This is a genomic window from Mycobacterium sp. GA-0227b, from assembly GCF_001499855.1.
In the GTDB taxonomy this organism is placed as follows: Bacteria; Actinomycetota; Actinomycetes; order Mycobacteriales; family Mycobacteriaceae; genus Mycobacterium.
In genome coordinates this window covers 254,935-279,972 of record NZ_LQIK01000032.1, presented here as the reverse complement: position 1 = coordinate 279,972, position 25,038 = coordinate 254,935, and the positions used below count along the sequence as shown (strand labels likewise).

Below are 25,038 nucleotides of genomic sequence, written 5' to 3'. Positions count from 1 at the left end.
CACCTCCAGTCGCCCACCGCGCAGCAGCGCCCCCCACAGCTCGCACACCGAGACGTCGAAGGCCAGCGAGTGGCACTGCGTCCACACCTGATCGGGCGACAAGGGCAGGTGCGCATCGATGGCGTCGAGTAGCCGCGTGACATTCCGATGCGGAATAGCCACGCCCTTGGGCATTCCCGTCGTGCCCGAGGTGTAGATCAGATAAGCCACATCGTCAGGACTCGGCCCCGGCAGCGCAGTACTGGGTTGGCCCTCCACCGCCGGATCTTCGACGTCGATGACCACCAACCCGTGCCCGTCCAACTGATCGGCCAGATCGGCGGTGGTGATCGCCGCGACCGGCGCGGCATCCTCGAGCACAAACGCTATCCGCGCATCGGGCACCGCTGGATCGATCGGCACGTATGCCGCCCCGGTCTTGAGCACGGCCAGAATCGCCACAACAGCCTCGACAGACCGGTGCGACAGCAACGCCACCCGCTCGCCGGCACCGACGCTGCGGCCAATAAGCAAGTGCGCCAAGCGATTCGACGCTTCGTCCAGCTCCCGATACGTCATGCGACGGCCGTCGAAACTGACCGCCACCGCCTCGGGAGAACGAGCGACCTGCTCGGCGAACAATGCCGGGATCGCCAGCGGCGCCGCCGCGGGCCGCGTCAGCGCCGCCCGGTTGCCCCACTCATCCAGATTTGCGCGCTCATCGTCGTCGAGCAGATCCTTCGGCAGGAGCCGCTGGGTGGCGCTGACGACTGCTCGCTCGAACCGCGCGATGATCTTGCGAACGCGGTTGTCGTCGAACACGTCGGTGTCGAATTCGACACGGAGAACCAGTTCGGCGCCGGGCATGGCTTGCAGGGTCAGCGGATAGTGGTTGAACTCGCGATCGTTGAACTCGGTGATGGCCAACCCGTTGGCCATGGCCATCGCCGCGGTCTCCACCGGATAGTTCTGGTAGACGAACAGGGTGTCGAAGAGTTGATCGTGGCCCGCGGCGCGGTGGATCTCGTTGAGCGCAAGGTGTTGGTGGTCGAGCGTGTCGCTGTGTCGGCGTTGCAGGTCACCGAGCAGGTCGGCGACGGTGGTGGCCGGGGTGATGGTGGCCCGGACCGGCACGGTGTTGATCAGCAAGCCGACCATCGATTCCGCGCCTGCCACCTCAGCTGAGCGTCCCGAGACCGCGACGCCGAAAGCGACGTCGTGGTGGCCGGTCAGCCACATGAGTACTTGCGCCCAGGCGGCTTGCAGCACGGTGTTGGCGGTGGTGTGACAGCTGCGGGCCAGCTCGTTGACGGCCTGCGTGGTCTCGGCGGTCAACCGGAACGATTCGGTGCCTCGACGTCCCGGTCCGGACCGGGTCTTCGGAGCGACCAGCGTGGGGGTGTCGAAACCGGCCAGGACTTCGCGCCAGGCGGCGTGGGCGGCGTCGACGTCTTGATCGGCCAGCCACGTGACGAAGCTGCGGTAGGACCCGGCGGCCGGGAGACGCTGCCCGAAGTAGCTGGCGAAGATCTCCTGCAGCAGGATTGGCAGGGACCAGCCATCGAGCACGATGTGGTGATAGGTCATCACGAATCGGTGCTCGTTGTCGGCGGTGCGGATCAGCGTCGCGCGGAAAGCCGGCTCGTGGACCACGTCGCAGACCGCGGCGCGCTCGGCGGCGCACAACTGCTGAATCCGGTCCGCGACATCGGAATCGTCCGTGACCATCTCGAGGTATTGCCAGGGAACGCTGGGGTCGGCCGGGATGATCTGCACCGGTTCGTCGAATCGTTGGCTGAACCGGGCCACCAGGTGGGGGTGGCGGTTGACCACAGCGTGCACGGCCTCGCGCAGCCGGTCGGGATCCAATGGACCGGTGACGGTGACGTCGAGCTGCATCGCATAGAGGTCGTCGTGGTCGTCACCGATGGTGGCGTTGGCGTGGAACAGCAGGCCCTGCTGAAGGGGTGTCAAGGGCAGGACGTCCGCGATCCGGTGTTGCCGGCTCAGCTCATCGAGCTCTCGCTGGGTGAGTTGGGCGGGCGCGATGTCGGAGGGTGTGAGGCCGCCACCGCCGGCGGCGACGTGCGCGCAGATGCCGGTCAGGGCGTCGAACCACAGCTGGTTGAGTCGGCTTATCCGGGCGTCGTCGAGCGCTGAGGGAGCCCACGTCCATGCGGCGTGCAGCCGCGGGCCGGTGTCGCTGTCGACGGTGCTGGCGTTGAGTTCGACGGTGTGCCCCAGTGGCATCGGTATCGCCCCCGCGGCAGCGGTGTGCGACATGCCGTCCTGGCTGACCTGCCACATGTCGGCGAAGTCCGCGGCGTTGGCGGTCTCGACCAACCTGCCGAGGTAGTTGAACCCGGCGGTGGGGTCGGACCCGGACAGGTCGACGTTCGGGTTGAGGTAGCGCAACAGTCCGTAGGTCAGGCCGTCGGGGAGGGCGCGGAGTTCTTCCTTTGCGCTCTTGATCACGGAACCCAGCGCCGGCTCGCCCGCCACCACCTGGGACCAGCGCAGTCCGCCGACGTTCAGGGCGACCGGGTACTTGGTGGTGAACCAGCCGACGGTGCGGGACAGGTCAATTGGTGCGGAGAGGTCGCCCAGGTCCTCGATGCGGCCGTGGCCTTCGACATCGATCCCGACCGGAGTGGCGCCGGTATCGAGGAACTGCGTCAAGGCCATTCCAAAGGCGATCAGCAGGATGTCCTGGATGCCGGCGCGGAACGCCGCCGGAACGTCACCGAGCAGCGCCCGGGTCGTCTCGACGTCCAGTGATGCCGTCAGATGCCCAGCGGTTTCGTAGGTGTCCACTTCGGGTTGTACCGCGGGCAGCGCGGCCGGGGTCGCCAGGACTCGTCGCCAGCTGTCGGCCTCGTCAACCACTGCCGGGCTGAGAGCTTGTTCGCTGAGCAGCGACGCCCACCGGGCGAATGAGGTTCCGGTTGCGGGCAACGCGACGGGTTGGCCATGGCGGTGTTGGGACCAGGCGATGTTGAGATCTTCGAGCAGGATCCGCCAGGACACCGCGTCGACGGCCAAGTGATGAATGATCAACACCAACTGGCCGGTCGAGGGGACCCACAACGGGCTGACCATCGCTCCGGTGGCCGGGTCCAGCCGGGACCGGGCCGCCGCCAACGCCTCATCGGACAACACGTCCACCGACTCCAGGCGCGGATGCACCGACCCCTTCTCCGGTACCAGGAGTGACCATCCCCCGGCGCCATCGTCGGTGGCACGCAGCCGCAACATGGCATGCCGATCGAGCAGTGCCTGCAAGACGATTTCGACGTCGGCCTCGGTGACCCCCGCCGGGGCTTGGACCACCACCGTCTGGTTGAACTGGTCGACCGGGCCGCCTGTGCTCTGGACGTCATGCAACCAGCGAATGATCGGGGTCGCCGTGACGGATCCGGTGCCCTCGTCAGTCGAGTCGACGTCATCGCCGGCCACCCCGACCACTCGAGCCAGCCGGGCGACGGTCTGCTCGACGAAAATGTCGCGGGGCCGACACAGCACACCCGATGCCCGGGCCCGGGACACCACCTGCATGGACAGAATGCTGTCGCCACCCAGGTCGAAGAAGGAGTCGTCGACCCCGACGCGGTCCAGGCCAAGGACCTGGGCGTAGATACCGGCCAGGATTTCTTCGACCGCATCGGCCGGAGCGCGGTAGCGGTCCACCACACGGTAATCCGGGGCCGGCAGCGCACGCGTGTCGAGTTTGCCGTTGACCGTGACCGGCAACGCATCCAAGGCCACCACCGCCGCGGGCACCATATAACCAGGCAGCCGATCAGCCAACGCCGCACGCGCCTTACCCGCATCCACCGCACCGGTCACATAACCGACCAACCGCTTCACACCGGGCTGATCCTCACGCGCGATCACCACCGCGGACTCAACACCATCGAGCGCCGCCAACGCCGAACGGATCTCACCCAACTCAATGCGATACCCACGGATCTTGACCTGCTCATCCGCGCGACCCAAATAATCCAACTGCCCATCACCACGCCACCGCACCAAATCCCCAGTGCGATACATCCGCGCCCCCGCCACCCCAAACGGACACGCCATAAACCGCGACGCCGTCAACCCCGACCGGCCCAGATATCCGCATGCCACACCGGCGCCGGCGACGTAGAGCTCACCGATGACCCCGGCGGGCACCGGGCGCAACCATTCGTCGAGGACGAACAGCGCCGCGGTCGATACCGGCGCACCGATCGGCGCTGGCCCTGATCCCGGAGTCAGCGGCGCGCTCATCGAGGCGTACACCGTGATCTCGGTGGGGCCGTAGGCGTTGATCATCACCCGGCCGGGGGCCCACCGGTCCACCACATCAGCGGGGCAGGCTTCACCGCCGAGCAGCAACGCCACCGACTCCAACCCCTGCGGGGACAACGCCGCCACCGCCGAGGGAGTCTGGGTCAACACGTTGACCCGTTCGCGTACCAGCAGGGCATGCAAATCCTGCGGCGAGGTGGTCACCGACTCGGGCACCACCACCAGCCGTCCCCCACCCAACAGCGCGGCCCAGATCTCCCACACCGAGAAATCGAAGGCATACGAATGGCATTGGGTCCACACCTGTTTGGCCGGCAAGTGCGGCGGTGTCGACTGCGCCAAGTGCCCCAGATTGCGGTGAGTGACCGCCACCCCCTTGGGCACCCCGGTGGTGCCCGAGGTGTAGATGAGATAGGCGATATCGTCTGGCGCCGGGCCCGGCAACGCGGTGCCCGGCTGGGCGGCGATCGCGGGATCGTCGATATCGATGACCGGCAGGCGATAGCCCTCGAGCCGGTCGGCCAGAGCGGTCGTGGCGACCGCGACGACCGGCGCGGCATCGGCGAGCATGAACTCCACCCGCGCCGCCGGCACCGCCGGATCGATCGCCAGATACGCCGCCCCGGTCTTGAGCACCGCCAACATCGCCACGATCGCCTCGGCCGAACGCTCCAACAACAGCGCCACGCACTGTCCTGGACCTGCCCCGTGTCCGGCCAACACGTGCGCCAACCGGTTGGCGGCCTCATCGAGTTCGCGATAGGTCAGCGCCACCGCGGCTGCGCTGACCGCCACCGCATCCGGAGTGCGCGCGACCTGCGCGGCCAACAACTCCGGAACCGACACCGAAGCAGCGCTGGGCACAGATTCGTTCAATACCGCCCGATTACCCATCTCATCGAGGCGGGCACGCTCACCGGCACCCAGCACGTCGATCGAGGACAGCCGCCGACCCGGATCGGCGGTCATCGCCACCACCACCGTCTGCAACCGCTCGATCAACACCTCGATGCTGGCGGCATCAAACACATCGGTGCGGAACTCCACCGCCCCACCGATCCCGGCGAAATCCCCGGCCTCGCTGAACCGTTCAGCCAGCGAGAAACTCACATCCATGCGGGCGGTGTGGGTATCCACCGGCACCGCGCTGACCTCGACATCACCCAACGCCAACCCCGCCGCAGGATCACCGGCGAAGTTCTGCCACGCCAACGCCACCTGCACCAACGGATGATGCGCCAAACTACGAGCCGGGTTGAGCCGCTCCACCAACACCTCGAACGGCACATCCTGATGCTCATAAGCGGCCAGGCTGCGCGCCCGCACCTGAGCCAACACCTCGGCCACCGTGGGATCGCCGGCCAAATCCAGTCGCAACACCAACGTGTTGACGAAAAACCCGACCAACTCATCGAGCGCCGGATCACGCCGCCCAGCGATCGGGAACCCCACCGCCACATCAGAACTGGCGCTCAACTGCGACAGCAGCACCCCCAACGCCGCCTGCACCACCATGAAACTGGTCGCGTTGTAGCGCCCAGCAACCTCGCGCACCCGCTGCTGCACCTGCGCAGGCCAGTCCACCGCCACCACGGCCCCACGCTGATCAGCCACCAACGGATACGGCCGATCAGTGGGAAGCTGCACACGCTCGGGCATCCCGGCCAACACATCCTGCCAATACGCCAACTGCGCGGCGATACGACTCTGACCGTCCTCCAGATCACCCAACTGCGCGCGCTGCCACAACGTGTAATCGACATACTGCACCGGCAACGGCGCCCACCCCGGCGCGCGCCCCGCGCACCGGGCGGCATAGGCCACCCCCAGATCGGCCACCAACGGCGCGATCGACCAACCATCGGCGGCGATGTGATGCACCACCACCACCAACACATGCTCATCGACACCAACACGGAAAAGCCTTGCCCGCATCGGAATCTCAGTACTCAGATCGAACGTGTGCCCCGCCGCCGCACCAACAGCCTCACCCAACCGCCCCACCGACCAGCCCACCGCATCAACGACATCCCAATCAAGACAGGCACTCTCAGCAGCAACCACCACCTGCCGCGGAACCCCCTCAACCGCGGTGAACAACGTGCGCAGGCTCTCATGACGACCGACCACATCGCCCAACGCCGCACCCAACGCCTCCACATCCAACGCACCGCTGATCCGAAGCGCGCTCGGCATGTTGTAAACCGGTGACGGACCCTGCAACTGATCGATGAACCACAACCGGTTCTGAGCAAACGACAACGGCACCACCGCCGGCCGCTGCGCGACCACCAACGGCTCCAACCCACCGCCGCCCTCACCCACCCGCGGCGCCAACTGCGCAACCGTAGGCGCCTCGAACACCGCCCGCACCGCAAGATCAACACCCAAACCGGCATTGACCGCCGCGACCAACCGCATCGCCGAAATCGAATCCCCACCCAGGTCGAAGAAGGAGTCGTCGACCCCGACGCGGTCCAGGCCAAGGACCTGGGCGTAGATACCGGCCAGGATTTCTTCGACCGCATCGGCCGGAGCGCGGTAGCGGTCCACCACACGGTAATCCGGGGCCGGCAGCGCACGCGTGTCGAGTTTGCCGTTGACCGTGACCGGCAACGCATCCAAGGCCACCACCGCCGCGGGCACCATATAACCAGGCAGCCGATCAGCCAACGCCGCACGCGCCTTACCCGCATCCACCGCACCGGTCACATAACCGACCAACCGCTTCACACCGGGCTGATCCTCACGCGCGATCACCACCGCGGACTCAACACCATCGAGCGCCGCCAACGCCGAACGGATCTCACCCAACTCAATGCGATACCCACGGATCTTGACCTGCTCATCCGCGCGACCCAAATAATCCAACTGCCCATCACCACGCCACCGCACCAAATCCCCAGTGCGATACATCCGCGCCCCCGCCACCCCAAACGGACACGCCATAAACCGCGACGCCGTCAACCCCGACCGGCGCCAGTAACCAACGCCCACCCCGCGACCGGCCAGATACAGCTCGCCGACCACACCCGCAGGAACCGGGCGCAACCACCCGTCGAGCACAAAGAACGACGCCCACGCCGTCGGTGAGCCGATCGGCGGGGATCCCGATCCCGCGCCCAGTGGAGCGCTGGCACACAACCACATCGTGGTCTCGGTCGGCCCGTAAACGTTGACCATGACCCGGCCGGGGGCCCACCGATCCACCAACTCGGGCGGACAGGGCTCCGCGCCGATCACCAACGCCGCCGCATCCAAGCCCTCCACCGGCAGCACTCCGGCCGCCGACGGGGTCTGCGTCAACACCGTGACTTGTTCGCGCACCAGCAGCCGGTGGAACCGTTGCGGTGAACGTGCCACCGACTCGGGCACCACCACCAGCCGCCCGCCATGGAGCAGCGCGCCCCAGATCTCCCACACCGAGAAATCGAAGGCATACGAATGGAATTGGGTCCACACCTGCTCGGCTGAGAGTTTCACACCGATCTGCAGCGAGTCGAACAGCTGAGTCACATTGCGTTGAGTGACCGCCACGCCCTTCGGCGTTCCCGTGGTGCCCGAGGTGTAGATGATGTGGGCGAGGTCATCGGGTGCCGGGCCCGGCAACGCCGTGCCCGGTTGGGCGGCGATGGCGGGATCGTCGACGTCAATCACGGTCACGTCGAACCCGTCGAACCGCGTCGCCAGATCGGCAGAGGTGACCGCGGCGATCGGCGCGGCGTCGGTGAGCATGAACTCGATCCGCGCCGCAGGCACCGCCGGGTCGATGGGCAGGTACGCCGCCCCCGCCTTCATCACCGCCAGGATCGCGACGATCGCCTCCGCGGAACGGTTGAACAGCACCGCGACCCGCTCGCCCGGGCCGGCCCCGCGGTGGACCAGCAAGTGCGCCAACCGATTCGCCGCCTCATCGACCTCGCGGTAGGTCCACGAATGCTCCCCGCACACCAGCGCAACCGCATCCGGGGTGCGGGCCGCCTGTGCGGCGAACAACGCCGGAACCGACGTACCGGTCACCGGCTGCGTCAATACCGCTCGATTGCCCCACTCATCGAGGCGAGCGAGCTCGGCCTCTTCGAGCACATCTACCTGCGAGAGCCGTCGCGCCGGGTCGGCGGTCATCGCCACCAACACCGTCTCCAACCGCTCCCCGAGGGCTGCGATGCCGGCCGCGTCGAAGACACCGGCGTCGTATTCGATGCGGAAGCCGAGCTCCGGTCCCGGCACGGCTTGTACCGCCAGCGGGTAGTGGGTCGATTCGTGGAAGGAGACATCGGTGACCGCCAATTGGTGGTCGCCCAACGCGGTGGCGGCGTCGATCGGGTAGTTCTCGTACACGAAAAGCGTGTCGAACAGCTTGTCCTGACCGGTGATGCGGTGAATGTCGTTGAGCGCCAGGTGCTGGTGCTCGAGCGTGTCATTGTGGGCGCGCTGCAGTTGACCCAGCAGGTCTGCGGTGGTGGTGGCCGCCGTGAAGGTCGCCCGCACCGGCACCGTGTTGATCAGCAGGCCCACCATCGATTCCGCGTCGGCCACGTCGGCCGGCCTTCCCGAGACCACGGTGCCGAAGGCGACGTCATGCTGACCTGTCAGCCCACACAACAGCCGCGCGAACGCGGCCTGCAACACGATGTTGACCGTGGTGTGGTGCGAGCGCGCCAGCTCGCCGAGCGCTCGTGTGGTCTGGGCCGACACCGAAAACGATTCGGTGCCTCGCCGCCCCACCGCTAATTGATCCTGAGGACTGACCAGGACCGGGGTGTCGAAGCCGGCGAGCATGTTCCGCCAGGCCGTGTGGGCGGCATCGAGGTCTCGCTCGGCCAGCCAGGTGATGAACCTGCGATACGGCGCGGGCGTCGGTAGCCGCATCCCGTGATAGCCGGCGAAGATTTCCTGCAGCAGGATCGGCAGCGACCAGCCGTCGAGCACGATGTGGTGATTGGTCAGTATCAACCGGTGCTGATCTGCTTCGGTGCGGATCAACGCCACCCGAAATGGCGGCGCATGGACCAGGTCGCAGACTGCGGCGCGTTCGGCGGCACAGAGCCGCTCGATTTCCTCCTCGGGGGCTGCGCCGTCGAGATCCACTGCGCCGTCGAGATCCACATAGCGCCACTCGACTTCGGGGGCAGCCGGGATGATCTGTACCGGTTCGTCGAACTCTTGGCAGAAGCGGGCCACAAGATTCGGATGCCGGGTGATCACCGTGTGCACCGCGTCGCGCAGCCGGTCGGGGTCGAGCGGACCGGTCAGCGTGATATCCAGCTGCCCCGTGTACAGATCGTCGCTGACCAGCGCGGTGGTCGCGTGGAACAGCAGTCCCTGCTGCACCGGGCTCAGCGGCAGTACATCGGCGACTGCGAGTCGGTGCTGCAGTTCGTCGATCTGCTGCTGGCTCAACCGGGCAGGCGCGATGTCCGACGGGGTCAATCCGCCTCCGCCACTGCGCACGTGCGCGCACATGCCGATCAGGGCCTCGACCCACAATTGGCTCAGCCGGCTGATCTGCGCATGATCGAGCGCCGAGTGGGCCCACGTCCAGTCGGCGCGCAGGTGCGGGCCGGTGTCCGTGTCGACTGCGACGGCGTTGAGCTCCACGGTGTGCGCCAGTGGCATCGGCACTGCGGCACAGGCGGCGGTCAACGACGGACCCTCCGGGGAGATCCGCCACACATCAGCAGACCCGCCGGGCGCCGCTGCACCCATGCGGCCCAGATAGTTGAAGCCGATCGGCGGGTCCGCCACCGCCAGATCCGCCTCGGGGTTCAGGTAGCGCAGCAGACCATAGGTCAGGGCGTCGGGCAGTGCGCGAAGCTGTTCCTTGGCGTCCTTGATGACCGCGCTCAGCGCCGCGTCGCCGACCACCACCTGTGCCCACGACAGCCCGCCGGTGGGCCCCCCGAGTTTCAAGGACACCGGGTACTTGGCGGTGAACCACCCCACCGTGCGCGACAGGTCAACGTCGGAGGCGATTTCTCCCAGATCCTCGGAGCGGCCGTGGCTCTCCACATCGATGCCGATCGGCGCGCTGCCAGTGCCGAACGACTCAGCCACCGCCAACCCGAGTGCGATCAACAGAATGTCTTGTGTCCCAGCGTGAAACGCCGCGGGGACCTCATCGAGCAGCATGCGCGTCGTCTCGGCGTCCACCGAGACCGAGAGGCGCTTGGCCGTGGCGAAGGTGTCCACTGCGGGCTGCACCGCCGGCAGTACGGCGGGGGTCGCCGCCACCTGCCGCCATACGTTCGCCTGTTCGACCACGTCCGGGTGGCGGGCGTGCTCAGCCAGCACCTCCGCCCACCGTTGGAACGACGTCCCCGCCGGCGGCAGCACTGCCTGCTGCCCTGCTCGATGCTGGGCCCAGGCGATGTTGAGGTCATCCAACAGGATTCGCCACGACACCCCGTCGACGGCCAGGTGGTGAATGATCACGACGAGCTGACCTGTGGCGGAAACCCATAGCGCGCTGAGCATCAGCCCGGCGGCCGGGTTCAGCCGCTTCCGAGCCTCCAGCAGCGCCTCGTCGGACAGCGCGTCCACCGAGCGCAGGCATCCATGCGCGTCGACCGACCCCGGCTCGGGCACGTGTAGTGACCACGGCCCGGCGTCCGCGGAGTCGACACGCAGCCGCAGCATGGCGTGCCGATCCAGCAAGACCTGCAACATCGCCACCACGTCTGCCTCGGTCACTCCCGCGGGGGCTTGGACGACCATGGTCTGGTTGAACTCGTCGACGGGACCCTGCACGCCGGCCAGCCAACGGATGATCGGAGTCGCGACGACGGGCCCGACGCCCTCGTCGATGGGGTCGTTCGCACCGCCGGTCACCCCGGCGACCCGGGCCAGCCGGGCCACGGTCTGCTCGACGAAGACATCGCGCGGGCGACACGCCAGCCCGGCCGCCCGGGCCCGGGACACCACCTGCATCGACAGGATGCTGTCCCCACCCAGGTCGAAGAACGAGTCATCGACCCCGACTCGGTCCAGCCCCAGCACCTGGGCGTAGATGCCGGCCAGGATCTCCTCGACCGCGTCGGCCGGGGCGCGGTACCGATCGCCGTCGCGATAGTCGGGGGCGGGCAGGGCGCGGGTGTCGAGCTTGCCGTTGGATGTCAGCGGCAGCGCCTCGAGGACCACGATCGCCGTCGGCACCATGTATCCGGGCAACCGCTCGGCCAGCGTGGCACGCAGCCGGGCCGGATCGGCGGATCCGGTGACATAGCCGACCAGCCGCTTGTCGCCAGGGCGGTCCTCGCGCGCGATCACCGCCGCTTGGCCCACCCCGTCGAGGGCGGCCAGCGCGGCCTGGATCTCACCGAGCTCGATGCGATAGCCGCGGATCTTGACCTGCTCATCGGCGCGACCCAGATAGTCCAGCTGCCCGTCAGGGCGCCAACACACCAGATCGCCGGTGCGGTACATCCGCGCCCCGGGCGCGCCGAACGGACAGGCCACAAACCTCGTCCCGGTCAACCCGGCCCGGCCCACATACCCCGCGCCCACTCCGGCGCCGGCCACATACAACTCACCGACCACCCCGGCGGGCACCGGACGCAACCACTCGTCGAGCACAAACAACGCCGCGCCGGGCACCGGCGCACCGATCGGCACCCCCGACCCCGGGCTCAGTGGCGCACTGATCGCGACACACATCGTGGTCTCGGTCGGGCCGTAGGCGTTGATCATCACCCGACCCGGCGCCCAGCGCTCGACCACCTCGGCCGAGCAGGCCTCACCGACCACCACGACCGCCGCCGACTCCAGCCCCTCGCGTGGCAAAAGCCTTACCGCAGAAGGAGTCTGAGTCAACACATCGACGTTCTCAGTCACCAGCAAGGCGTGGAAGTCCTCGGGTGAGCCCGCTACCTCCTCGGGCACCACCACCACTCGCCCACCCCGCAACAGCGCCCCGAAGACCTCCCATACCGACACGTCGAAGGCCAACGAATGACACAACGGCCACACCCCCGCAGACGGCAGGCCGGCATCGAGCGACTCCAGCAACTGGGTCACGTTGCGGTGGGTGATCGCCACACCCTTGGGCACACCGGTGGTCCCTGAGGTGTAAATGAGGTAGGCGATGTCATCGGGCGACGGGTCCGGCAAGGCGGCGCTGGGTCGGATATCAGCGGGGCCCTCGATATCACCGACATCGATCACCGACACACCGCAGCCGTCCAAGCGCGCGGCCAACGCCGCGGTGGTGATCGCGGCGATCGGCGCGGCATCGGAGACCATGAATTTCATCCGCGCGTCCGGCACCGCCGCGTCGATCGGCATATACGCCGCCCCGGTCTTGAGCACCGCCAACATCGCGACGATCGCCTCGGCCGATCGCTCCAACAGCAGTGCCACGCACTCACCCGGGCCGACGCCGTGGCCGATCAGCAAGTGTGCCAACCGATTCGCGGCGTCATCGAGTTCGCGGTAGGTCCACGAGCGTTCCCCGCAGGTGATCGCTACCGCCTCGGGCGTGCGCCTCACATGCTGGGCGAACAACGCCGGAACCGACACCGCGCCCGGGAGGGGCCGGGTCAACGCCGCCCGGTTGCTCCACCCGTCCAGGCGGGCGTGTTCGAGCTCATCCAGCACATCGATCGACGACAACCTCGCCGCCGGATCGGCGGTCATCGCCTCGACCACCCGCTGGAGTCGCTCGATCAACCCTTCGACGCTCGCGGCGTCGAACACATCGGTGCGAAACTCCACGCTCCCGCCGATTCCGGCAGGCTCACCGGTCTCGGTGAACCGTTCGGCCAACGAAAGCGACAGATCCATACGCGCGGTGTGGGTGTCCACCGGCACTTGGGTGACCTGCAGATCACCCAAGGCCAGGTTCGCGGGATCGGTGTTCTGCCATGCCAACATCACCTGCACCAGCGGATGATGGGTCAGGCTTCGGGTCGGGTTGAGCCGCTCCACGAGCACCTCGAAAGGCACGTCCTGGTGTTCGTAGGCGGCCAGGCTGCGTGTTCGAACCTGGTCCAGCAGTTCGGCGGCGGTCGGATCGCCGGCCACATCGACGCGCAACACCAACGTGTTGACGAAGAAGCCGACCAGCTCGTCGAGCGCCGGGTCACGCCGCCCGGCGATCGGAAAGCCAATGGGCACCTCGGAACTCGCGCTGAGCTTGGCCAACAGCACTGCCAACGCGGCCTGCAGCAGCATGAAACTGGTCGCGCTGTGTTCGCGAGCCACTGCCTGCACCCGCTGCTGCAGCTCGGCGGGCCAGTCGACCGCGACCGTGGCGCCGCGCTGATCAGCCACCAAGGGATAGGGTCGATCGGTGGGCAGCGCCAACCGCTCGGGCAGCCCGGCCAGCGCCTGCTCCCAATAATTCAGCTGCGCGGCAATGCGGCTATCGCCGTCCTCGAGATCACCCAACTGCGCCCGCTGCCACAACGTGTAATCGACATACTGCACCGGCAACGGCGCCCAACCCGGCGCCGACCCGGCACATCGGCTGGCATACGCCACCCCGAGGTCACGCACCAACGGGGCGATCGACCAGCCGTCCGCGGCGATATGGTGCACCACCGCCACCAACACATGCTCATCATCGGCCAATCGGAAAAGCGTTGCCCGCAAAGGGATCTCAGTCGCCAAGTCGAAGGTGGCGCGGGCAGCCGCGCTGACGGCATCGCCGAGACGACCCGCCGACCAACCCGAGGCATCGATCACCCGACATCCGACATCGGCCCGCTCCGTCGGGACGACCACCTGCCGGGGCAGTCCGTCGACCTCGGCGAACAGCGTGCGCAGGCTCTCATGACGGTCCACCACGTCGGCGAATGCCGCGCCCAGCGCATCGACATCCAGGTGTCCCCCAAGCCGCAATGCCGCGGCCATGTTGTAAACCGGTGAGGCGCCCTGCAATTGGTCGATGAACCACAATCGGGTCTGGGCGAACGACAGTGGGACCACCGAAGGCCGTTCGACAGCCACCACCGGGTCGAGTGCACACGCCTCGCCACCGATACGGGGAGCCAACTGGGCAACCGTGGGCGCATCGAAGACGGTGCGCACGGCAAGGTTTGAATCCAGTGACTTGTTGATCGCGGCGACCAGACGCATTGCAGACAGCGAATCGCCGCCCAGGTCGAAGAAGGAGTCGTCGACGCCGACGCGGTCGACGCCGAGCACGTGCGCGTAGATACCGGCCAGGACTTCCTCGACCGCGCTTGCCGGGGCGCGGTGGTGATCACTCTCGTGATAGTCCGGTGCTGGCAGGGCGCGAGTGTCGAGTTTGCCGTTGACGGTCAGCGGTAGCGCGTCGATCGCCACCACCGCGGCCGGCACCATATACGGCGGGAGCTCCTCAGCCAGCGCGGGACGCAGCCCGGCCGGGTCGGCGGTGCCGGTGACGTAAGCAACCAGGCGTTTGTCACCGGGACGGTCCTCGCGGGCGACGACGACCGCTTGATCAACCCCATCCAGCGCGGCCAGGGCGGCCTGGATCTCCCCGGGCTCGACGCGGTATCCACGGATCTTGACTTGCTTGTCGGCGCGCCCGACGTACCGCAGCTGCCCGTCGGCGCCCCAGGACGCCAGATCGCCTGTGCGATACATCCGCTCGCCAGGACCACCGAACGGGCACGCCACAAACCGCGACCCGGTCAGGCCCGACCGGCCCACGTACCCGTATGCCTGTCCGGCACCGGCCACATACAACTCACCGACGACGCCGGCCGGAACTGGACGCAGCCATCTGTCCAATACGAAAAAGCCCAGATGCGCCAACGGCACCCCGATCGGGCTGGCATTGCCCTCGATGTCGCTGTCGACGATCTCCCGGAACGAGGCATGCACCGTCGTCTCGGTGGTGCCGTACATGTTGATCAGGCGCGGTGATCCGGGGTGGTGGTTCAGCCAGGTCCTGAGCCGCTGGGGTTCCAGCGCTTCCCCGGCGAACACCACCGCCTCGAGCTCGAGCCGCTGTCCCAGCTCAGGGGCCAGCGCATCGGCGGCTTGCAGCGCGTAGAACGCTGAGGGGGTTTGGCTGAGGACGGTGATGTGTTGGTTGATCAGTAGGGCGTGGAATTCTGTGGGTGATCCGACGATGGAGTCGGGCACGATCACCAGTTGTCCGCCGCGCAGCAGGGCGCCGAAGATTTCCCAGACCGAGACGTCGAAGGCGTAGGAATGCCACTGCGACCACACCCCGGCCGCGGGCAGGTGCGGATGCACCGAGGCCAACAACCGGGTCACGTTGTGGTGGCTGACGGCAACCCCTTTGGGCACCCCGGTGGTGCCCGAGGTGTAGATCAGATACGCGATGTCCTCGGCGGCCGGGGCCGGCAATACCGGGTCGGGTTGGGCGACTACCGCGGGGTCGTCGATATCAGCGACATCGACGACCACCAGATCGCAGCCATCCAGGCGTGAGCGCAGATCGGCGGTGGTGATCGCCGCGATCGGCGCGGCATCGGCCAGCACGAACTCGATCCGCGCATCGGGCACCGCCGGATCGATCGGCACATAGGCCGCCCCGGTCTTGAGCACCGCCAAAATCGCCACGATCGCCTCGACGGACCGCGACGACAGCAACGCCACCCGCTCACCGGGGCCGACACCGCGAGCAACCAGCAAGTGCGCCAACCGGTTCGACGCCTCATCGAGCTCGCCATAGCTCATCAAGCGGTCGCCGAAACGCAGCGCCACCGCCTGCGGGGCGCGCGCCACCTGCGCGGCGAACAACTGCGGAACCGACCCCGACACAGCGCTGGGCACCGGCTCGGTCAACACCGCCCGGTTGGCCCACCCATCCAGGCGCGCGCACTCGACCTCATCGACCACATCGATCGACGAAAGCCGCCGCCGCGAGTCAACGCTGATGGCCTCCAGCACCCGGCGCAACCGCCCCACCAGCGTTTCGATGCTCGCCGCATCGAACACATCGGTGCGAAACTCCACCGACCCGCCGATCCCGGCCGGCTCACCGGCAGCGGTCCAGCGTTCGGCCAGGGTGAACGTCAAATCCATTCGCGCGGTCTGGGTTTGCACCGGAACCGGGGTGACCTGCACATCCCCCAACACCAACTCCACGCCCGCGCCATCGTCGTGCCCGGCGAAGTTCTGCCAGGCCAACAACACCTGCACCAACGGATGATGGGCCAGACTGCGCGCCGGATTGAGCCGCTCCACCAACACCTCGAACGGCACATCCTGATGCTCATAAGCGGCCAAACTGCGCTGCTGAACCTGGGCCAACAACTCGGCCACCGTCAAATCCGCGCCCAAATCCACCCGCAACACCAACGTGTTGACGAAAAAGCCCACCAACTCATCGAGCGCCGGATCACAACGCCCCGCCACCGGAAACCCGAACGCCACATCACTGCTGGCGCTGACCCGAGACAACAACACCGCCAACGCCGCCTGCACCACCATGAAACTGGTCGCACCGTGCTCACGCGCCAACCCCGCAACCCGCTGCTGCAACTCCGCCGGCCAATCCACCACCACACTGGCGCCGCGGTGATCAGCCACCAACGGATACGGCCGATCAGTGGGCAACGCCAACCGCTCGGGCATCCCCGCCAGCGCCTGCTCCCAAAACCTCAGCTGCCCAGCAACCGCACTATCAGGATCGGCCAACTCCCCCAACTGCTCGCGCTGCCACAACGTGTAATCGACATACTGCACCGCCAACTCGGCCCACCCCGGTGCCCGCCCCGCACGCCGAGCCCCATAAGCCACCCCCACATCAGCGGCCAACACACCCAACGACCAACCATCAGCGGCGATATGGTGCACCACCACCACCAACACGAACTCATCGGCAGCCACCGCGAAAAGCCAAGCCCGCAACGGAATCTCAGCAGCCAAATCAAACCGATGACCCGCCGCCGCGGCCACCGCCTGCGTCAACCGCCCCGCCGGCCAACCCGCAGCATCAACAACCTCAAACCCCAACCCCACCCGCTCAACCGGCACCACCACCTGCTGAGGAACCCCATCAACAGCCGGGAACACCGTGCGCAAACTCTCATGACGACCCACCACATCGCCCAACGCCGCACCCAACGCCCCAACATCAAGCCGCCCACACAACCGCAACGCGGACGCCATGTTGTACACCGGCTGCTGACCCTCAGCACCACCAAACTGATCGACAAACCACAACCGACTCTGCGCAAACGACAACGGCACCACCGCAGGTCGCTGCCGCACCGTCAACGTGGCTGCGTTCCGGTCCCTGGCCCGGTCCTCGTCGTGTCGCCTGATCCACTCGGCCAGCCCGACGACGGTCGGCGCCTCGTACAGCACCCGGATCGGGACCTGCACACCGAGTTCGGTCCGGAGCCGCGCCACCAGCCGTGCCGCGGACAGCGAGCTCCCACCCAGGGCGAAGAACGAGTCGTCGATGCCGACCAAGGTGGCGCCGAGAATCTCGCCGAACAGCCCGGCCAACACCCGTTCGCAATGATCACGTGGCGCGCGATAGGCCAACTCACTGACGAACTCCGGCGCCGGCAACGCCCGGCGATCAAGTTTGCCGTTCACCGCCAACGGCAGCGCATCCAGCACCGTGATCGCCGCCGGCACCATGAACTGCGGCAACCGGCCGGCCACGAAACCGCGCAGCTCGGCTGCGCGTTCGGCGGCCGACGGGTCGTTGACGTACCCCGCCAAGGAACCGACCCGTGTCGCCGGCACGTAGAGATCCGACAGCGCCGCCGGCCCGTGATCATCTGAGGGTTGGTCGGCGCGGGTGTAGATGATGTCCACCAGGCCGGCGCTCGGCGACCAGGTCACGGCCGTGGCATATCCCAGTTCCCGGCCAAGCTGATCGCACTCGTGCGGCAACACCGCGCCGGGTTCGGTTGAGCGGGCCCGCAATTCGCTGACAGACAGCTGATCATCGGCCTCGGTCACCGCCCGCGCCAGCGCCACATCGGGCCATATCCCGCCGTGCGGTGCGCCGGTGACACGCAGCCCGGGCACCTGCTGCGACCGCAGATACTCGCCCAGCCTGGCCAGGCTCCCGAACCGCTGCCACGGTTGCGCGGGTAGGTCCGCCAGGGAACGCACCGGCACCGGTGCCTTACGCAGCACGACCTCATATCGGTAACCGCTGAGTTCGTTGACCGCCCGCATCTGCTTGAGCTGCACATCCACCGCGGCGATCTCGGGAAGGTGCTGCGGCAAGGCCGCGAAGAACTCCGGCGCCAACAGCAATTCGCGCTCGGCGAGCATTTCCCCGTGCACGCGCTCGCGAACGGCTGCGGTCGTGTCGTGTCCGCCGGCGGAATCGGCGCACGCCACGCCGGTGGTGAACGCTGAAAGCAACGACAGATTGCGCACGTCGCCGATGAACAATGCCCCGCCCGGGGCCAGCAGCCGCATCGCCGCTGCCAGCACATCAAGCAGGTAACCCGCGCTCGGAAAGTACTGCACCACCGAGTTGAGCACCACAACATCGAAATGCCCCTGCGGCAGCCCATCGGTGACATCGGCCGGCTGAACCCGCAACCGCACCTGGTCGCCCCACGGCCGGCCGGCCACGGCCACCTGCAGCGCCTGGATCGTCGACGCCGAGAAGTCCGTACCCCAGTACTCGTCGCATTCCGGGGCCACCTGCGCAAGCAGCAGCCCAGAACCCACGCCGATCTCCAGCACCCGCCGCGGGCCCAGTCCCCGGATCCGGTCCACCGCAGCCGTCCGCCACTCCCGCATTTCCTCCAGCGGGATCGGAGCCCCGGTATAGCTGCTGTTCCAGCCTCCGAAATCCTCCCCTAGCGCCGCCGGCGAGTTGGAGGACGACGTCGACTCCGAATACAGGCCCTCGTACACACCCTGCCACTGGTCAACGAGCTGCGTTTCTCGCTGCGGCTCCCGGACCAACTTCATCTGCTGATCCAGCACGACATAGCCGGCCAGCTGGGTGTCACCAACCCCCTCACCGGAGTTCACCGTTGACGCCGGGTGGGCGGTGACCGCGGCCTGCGCTACCCGAGGATGGGCTGCCAGCGCCGCCTCGATCTCCCCGGGCTCGACGGTGCTCCCGTGGATCTTGACCTGCTTGTCGGCGCGCCCGACGTACCGCAGCTGCCCGTCGGCGCCCCAGCGCGCCAGGTTCCCGGTGCGGTACATCCGGTCGCCGGGCCTCCCGAACGGACACGGCACAAACCGCGTCGCAGTCGAAGAACCCTGGCGCACATACCCATACGCCAACCCGGCACCGGCCACATACAGTTCGCCGACCACGCCCGCCGGCACTGGTCGCAACCATTCATCCAGAACGAACAACGCCGTTCCCGGCGTCGGCGAACCGATCGGCGCATCCGAACCCGCTGTCAGCGGCGCACTCGAGGCCGCAAAGGACGTTTCGGTCTCGCAGTAGGCGTTGATCATCACCCGACCGGGCGCCCAGCGGTCCACCAGCTCGGGCGGGCAGGGCTCGCCGGCGACCACCAATGCCACCGACTCCAAACCGTCCGTCGAGAGCGCGCTTGCAGCTGAGGGGGTTTGGCTGAGGACGGTGATGTGTTGGTTGATCAGTAGGGCGTGGAATTCTGTGGGTGATCCGACGATGGAGTCGGGCACGATCACCAGTTGTCCGCCGCGCAGCAGGGCGCCGAAGATTTCCCAGACCGAGACGTCGAAGGCGTAGGAATGCCACTGCGACCACACCCCGGCCGCGGGCAGGTGCGGATGCACCGAGGCCAACAACCGGGTCACGTTGTGGTGGCTGACGGCAACCCCTTTGGGCACCCCGGTGGTGCCCGAGGTGTAGATCAGATACGCGATGTCCTCGGCGGCCGGGGCCGGCAATACCGGGTCGGGTTGGGCGACTACCGCGGGGTCGTCGATATCAGCGACATCGACGACCACCAGATCGCAGCCATCCAGGCGTGAGCGCAGATCGGCGGTGGTGATCGCCGCGATCGGCGCGGCATCGGCCAGCACGAACTCGATCCGCGCATCGGGCACCGCCGGATCGATCGGCACATAGGCCGCCCCGGTCTTGAGCACCGCCAAAATCGCCACGATCGCCTCGACGGACCGCGACGACAGCAACGCCACCCGCTCACCGGGGCCGACACCGCGAGCAACCAGCAAGTGCGCCAACCGGTTCGACGCCTCATCGAGCTCGCCATAGCTCATCAAGCGGTCGCCGAAACGCAGCGCCACCGCCTGCGGGGCGCGCGCCACCTGCGCGGCGAACAACTGCGGAACCGACCCCGACACAGCGCTGGGCACCGGCTCGGTCAACACCGCCCGGTTGGCCCACCCATCCAGGCGCGCGCACTCGACCTCATCGACCACATCGATCGACGAAAGCCGCCGCCGCGAGTCAACGCTGATGGCCTCCAGCACCCGGCGCAACCGCCCCACCAGCGTTTCGATGCTCGCCGCATCGAACACATCGGTGCGAAACTCCACCGACCCGCCGATCCCGGCCGGCTCACCGGCAGCGGTCCAGCGTTCGGCCAGGGTGAACGTCAAATCCATTCGCGCGGTCTGGGTTTGCACCGGAACCGGGGTGACCTGCACATCCCCCAACACCAACTCCACGCCCGCGCCATCGTCGTGCCCGGCGAAGTTCTGCCAGGCCAACAACACCTGCACCAACGGATGATGGGCCAGACTGCGCGCCGGATTGAGCCGCTCCACCAACACCTCGAACGGCACATCCTGATGCTCATAAGCGGCCAAACTGCGCTGCTGAACCTGGGCCAACAACTCGGCCACCGTCAAATCCGCGCCCAAATCCACCCGCAACACCAACGTGTTGACGAAAAAGCCCACCAACTCATCGAGCGCCGGATCACAACGCCCCGCCACCGGAAACCCGAACGCCACATCACTGCTGGCGCTGACCCGAGACAACAACACCGCCAACGCCGCCTGCACCACCATGAAACTGGTCGCACCGTGCTCACGCGCCAACCCCGCAACCCGCTGCTGCAACTCCGCCGGCCAATCCACCACCACACTGGCGCCGCGGTGATCAGCCACCAACGGATACGGCCGATCAGTGGGCAACGCCAACCGCTCGGGCATCCCCGCCAGCGCCTGCTCCCAAAACCTCAGCTGCCCAGCAACCGCACTATCAGGATCGGCCAACTCCCCCAACTGCTCGCGCTGCCACAACGTGTAATCGACATACTGCACCGCCAACTCGGCCCACCCCGGGGCCCGCCCCGCACGCCGAGCCCCATAAGCCACCCCCACATCAGCGGCCAACACACCCAACGACCAACCATCAGCGGCGATATGGTGCACCACCACCACCAACACGAACTCATCGGCAGCCACCGCGAAAAGCCAAGCCCGCAACGGAATCTCAGCAGCCAAATCAAACCGATGACCCGCCGCCGCGGCCACCGCCTGCGTCAACCGCCCCGCCGGCCAACCCGCAGCATCAACAACCTCAAACCCCAACCCCACCCGCTCAACCGGCACCACCACCTGCTGAGGAACCCCATCAACAGCCGGGAACACCGTGCGCAAACTCTCATGACGACCCACCACATCGCCCAACGCCGCACCCAACGCCCCAACATCAAGCCGCCCACACAACCGCAACGCGGACGCCATGTTGTACACCGGCTGCTGACCCTCAGCACCACCAAACTGATCGACAAACCACAACCGACTCTGCGCAAACGACAACGGCACCACCGCAGGTCCGTCGCCGGCCACCAACGGCTCGAGGCCACCGGCATCCCGACCGATGCGCGACGCAAACTCGGCAACCGTGGGCGTCTCGAACACCGCGCGCACCGAGAAATCGGCGTCCAGGCTGGTGTTGATGGCGGCGACCACCCGCATCGCCAACAGTGAATCCCCACCGAACTCGAAGAACGAGTCATCCACACCGACACGCTCGACGCCCAGCACTCGGGCGAAGATGTCGGCCAGCATCTCCTCGACGTGGTTCGTCGGGGCGCGGTAACGGTCGACGCCGTGGTACTCCGGAGCCGGCAACGCCCGGCGATCAAGTTTGCCGTTCACCGTCAACGGCAGTGCATCCAATGCGATCACCGCGGCCGGGACCATGTAGGCCGGTAGCGCCTCGGACAGCACGCTCCGCACCCCGGACGGGTCGACGGCTCCCGTCACATAGCCCACCAACCGCTTGTCGCCGGGACGGTCCTCGCGGGCAAGCACCACCGCCTGCTCCACCCCGTCCACCGCGGCAAGCGCCGCTTGCACCTCACCCAACTCGATGCGATAGCCGCGGATCTTGACCTGCTCGTCGGCGCGCCCGAGGTACTGCAACTGCCCGTCGGCGCCCCAGCACACCAAGTCGCCGGTGCGATACATCCGGGCGCCCGCTTCCCCGAATGGGCAAGCCACGAACCGCGATGCCGTCAAGCCGCCGCGACGCACATATCCACAAGCCACGCCATGACCGGCCACGTACAACTCGCCGACCGAACCCGCCGGCACTGGCCGCAACCAGCCATCGAGCACAAACAACGCCGCCCTCGGCACCGGCGAACCGATCGGCGCCCCCGATCCGGCGCTCAGCGGCGCACTCATCGCCGCGTACACCGTCGCCTCGGTCGGGCCGTAGGCGTTGATCAACACCCGTCCGGGTGACGCCCAGCGATCGACCACCTCGGCCGGGCATGCCTCACCGGCCACCACCAAAGCCGTCGACTCCAAGCCCTGCGGCGAGAGCATGCCCACCGCCGAAGGCGTATGGCTCAAGACGCTGACGTCTTCAGCAACCAGCAACGCATGCAGGTCATCCGGCGAGCCGACCACCTCTTCGGGCACCACCACCAGCCGCCCACCGTGCAACAACGCCCCGAAGATCTCCCACACCGAGACGTCGAAAGACAAGGAATGCCACTGCGACCACACCGTCCCGGGGCCCGATGTCAGGTTGGCGTCCAACGCGTCGAACAACTGGGTCACGTTGCGGTGGGTGACCGCGACTCCCTTGGGCACCCCGGTGGTGCCGGAGGTGAAGATGAGGTAAGCGATATCGTCGGCGGTCGGCCCCGGCAATGTCACGCTGGGCTGGGTGTCAACAGCGGGGTCGTCAACTTCGATGACCAGCAGACCGGACCCGTCGAGCTGGTCGGCCAACCCGGTCGTGGTGACCGCGGCGATCGGCGCGGCATCGGCAACCATCAACCCGATCCGCACCGCTGGCAGCGCCGGGTCGATCGGCACATACGCCGCCCCGGTCTTCAGGACCGCCAACATCGCCACGATCGCCTCGGCCGAACGGGAGAACAGCAGTGCCACACACTCACCCGGGCCGGCGCCGTGAGCGGCCAGCACGTGCGCCAGTCGATTGGCGGACTCGTCGAGTTCGCGGTAGGTCCACGAGCGATCACCGAAACTGACCGCCACCGCCTCCGGCGTGCGGGCTACCTGAGCGGCGAACGCCTCGGGAATTGAAACCGGTGCAGTCTGATCGGCGGTCAACACCGCCCGGTTGCCCCACCCGTCCAGTTGGGCGTGTTCGCCGGGATCCAGCACGTCGAGCGACGACAACGACCGCGTCGGATCGGCGGCCATCGCCACCAACACACGCTCCAGCCGGCGTGCCAATTCGTTGACATCACCATTCGCAGAGAGTGGCCCAGCGCCCGCCGTGCTGAGAAACAGCTGATCGTCGATCCTTGTGAAGAGCAGCCCGAACTGATCGACGAGCCCGGAGTTGGTCAGGGTCGCCGATGCCGGAGAACCCGCGAGATCCGCCACATAGGCAGGCGGAATGAAGTTGACGACCACCCGGTTCGGTGTCCGGTATCGCGCCGTGTTCTCGATAGCCTGCACGGGAAACCGCTGATGCTGCAGCGCTGCCCGTAATTGCGCGTCGGCATGTTCACAAAAGCCGGCAACTGAAGTTTCCGGCGAAGTCTTGAACACCAGCGGGACGACCCCGGAAATCATTCCGGGCACCAGTTGCACCTCCGGACGCACACGCCTGCTTACCGGAAAGTCGAGCACGACATCCGTACCCTCGACGTCGCACTCACGGACCAGCAATGCACACGCCGCGGTAATCACCGACGAGCGACGCACCCCCAAAGCCCGAGACAATTCCTGAATCTTGGTCACCACGAGCGGGTCCAATTGAACTGGCTCAGAACACTCATCTGAATCACGCCCACCCGAGGCGGCGGGCGTCAACCGATCACGCAGTTCACTTTCCGGCGGCAGGTTATCGACCCAATAGGCATGATCATTCTCGAAATCGGCGGATGCCTCATATGCCGACTCGCACTCAATCAGGTCACGCAACGACCCGAAGAAGGCAGGGGAAATCGGCGCGCCGGAGGCAAGCGCATTGTAGATTTCGGCGATTCGATGGCAGAAAAGACCAAGGCCTATTCCATCAACCACAATATGGTGGCAGCACGCGAAAAAATACCATTCGTCGGCCCGCGTCCGCAGCAACGCAAATTTGAACAGCGGGCCACTGAATTGCATCGGCGCGCGTTGGATCGATGATGCCAGCCGATTCGCTTCCCCGACGGGATCCGGCGAGTCCACGAGATCGTATTGGGCGAGCTCGACGTCGGGATAGTCAACGACCTTCTGAAAAACCCGGCCATCAGCCGGGAAGATGGAAACTCGCAGCGGTTCGGCCTCGCGCACCGCTTGGCTGAGCGCCGACTTCCACAAGCCAAGATCGATTGGGCCCGCGATCCGCACAAGTGCGCCTAGCTGCCACTTCGCGCCGAACCGACCCGTTTCCTCCGCAAGCCATATATGCAGCTGGGCGCGCGTCAGCGGAAGTGCCCGGTCATCCCCCTCTGTCCAATTGCCCCCGAGCGCACGGTTCAC

General features: G+C 67.0%; 1 pseudogene (only partly in view). It reads right to left on the bottom strand.

Going from position 1 to position 25,038, the window contains the following annotated elements:
• A pseudogene (locus AU185_RS21925) lies at positions 1-25,038 on the bottom strand (non-ribosomal peptide synthase/polyketide synthase); its annotated part reaches 7,389 nt to the left of the window's first position; the annotation flags it as partial.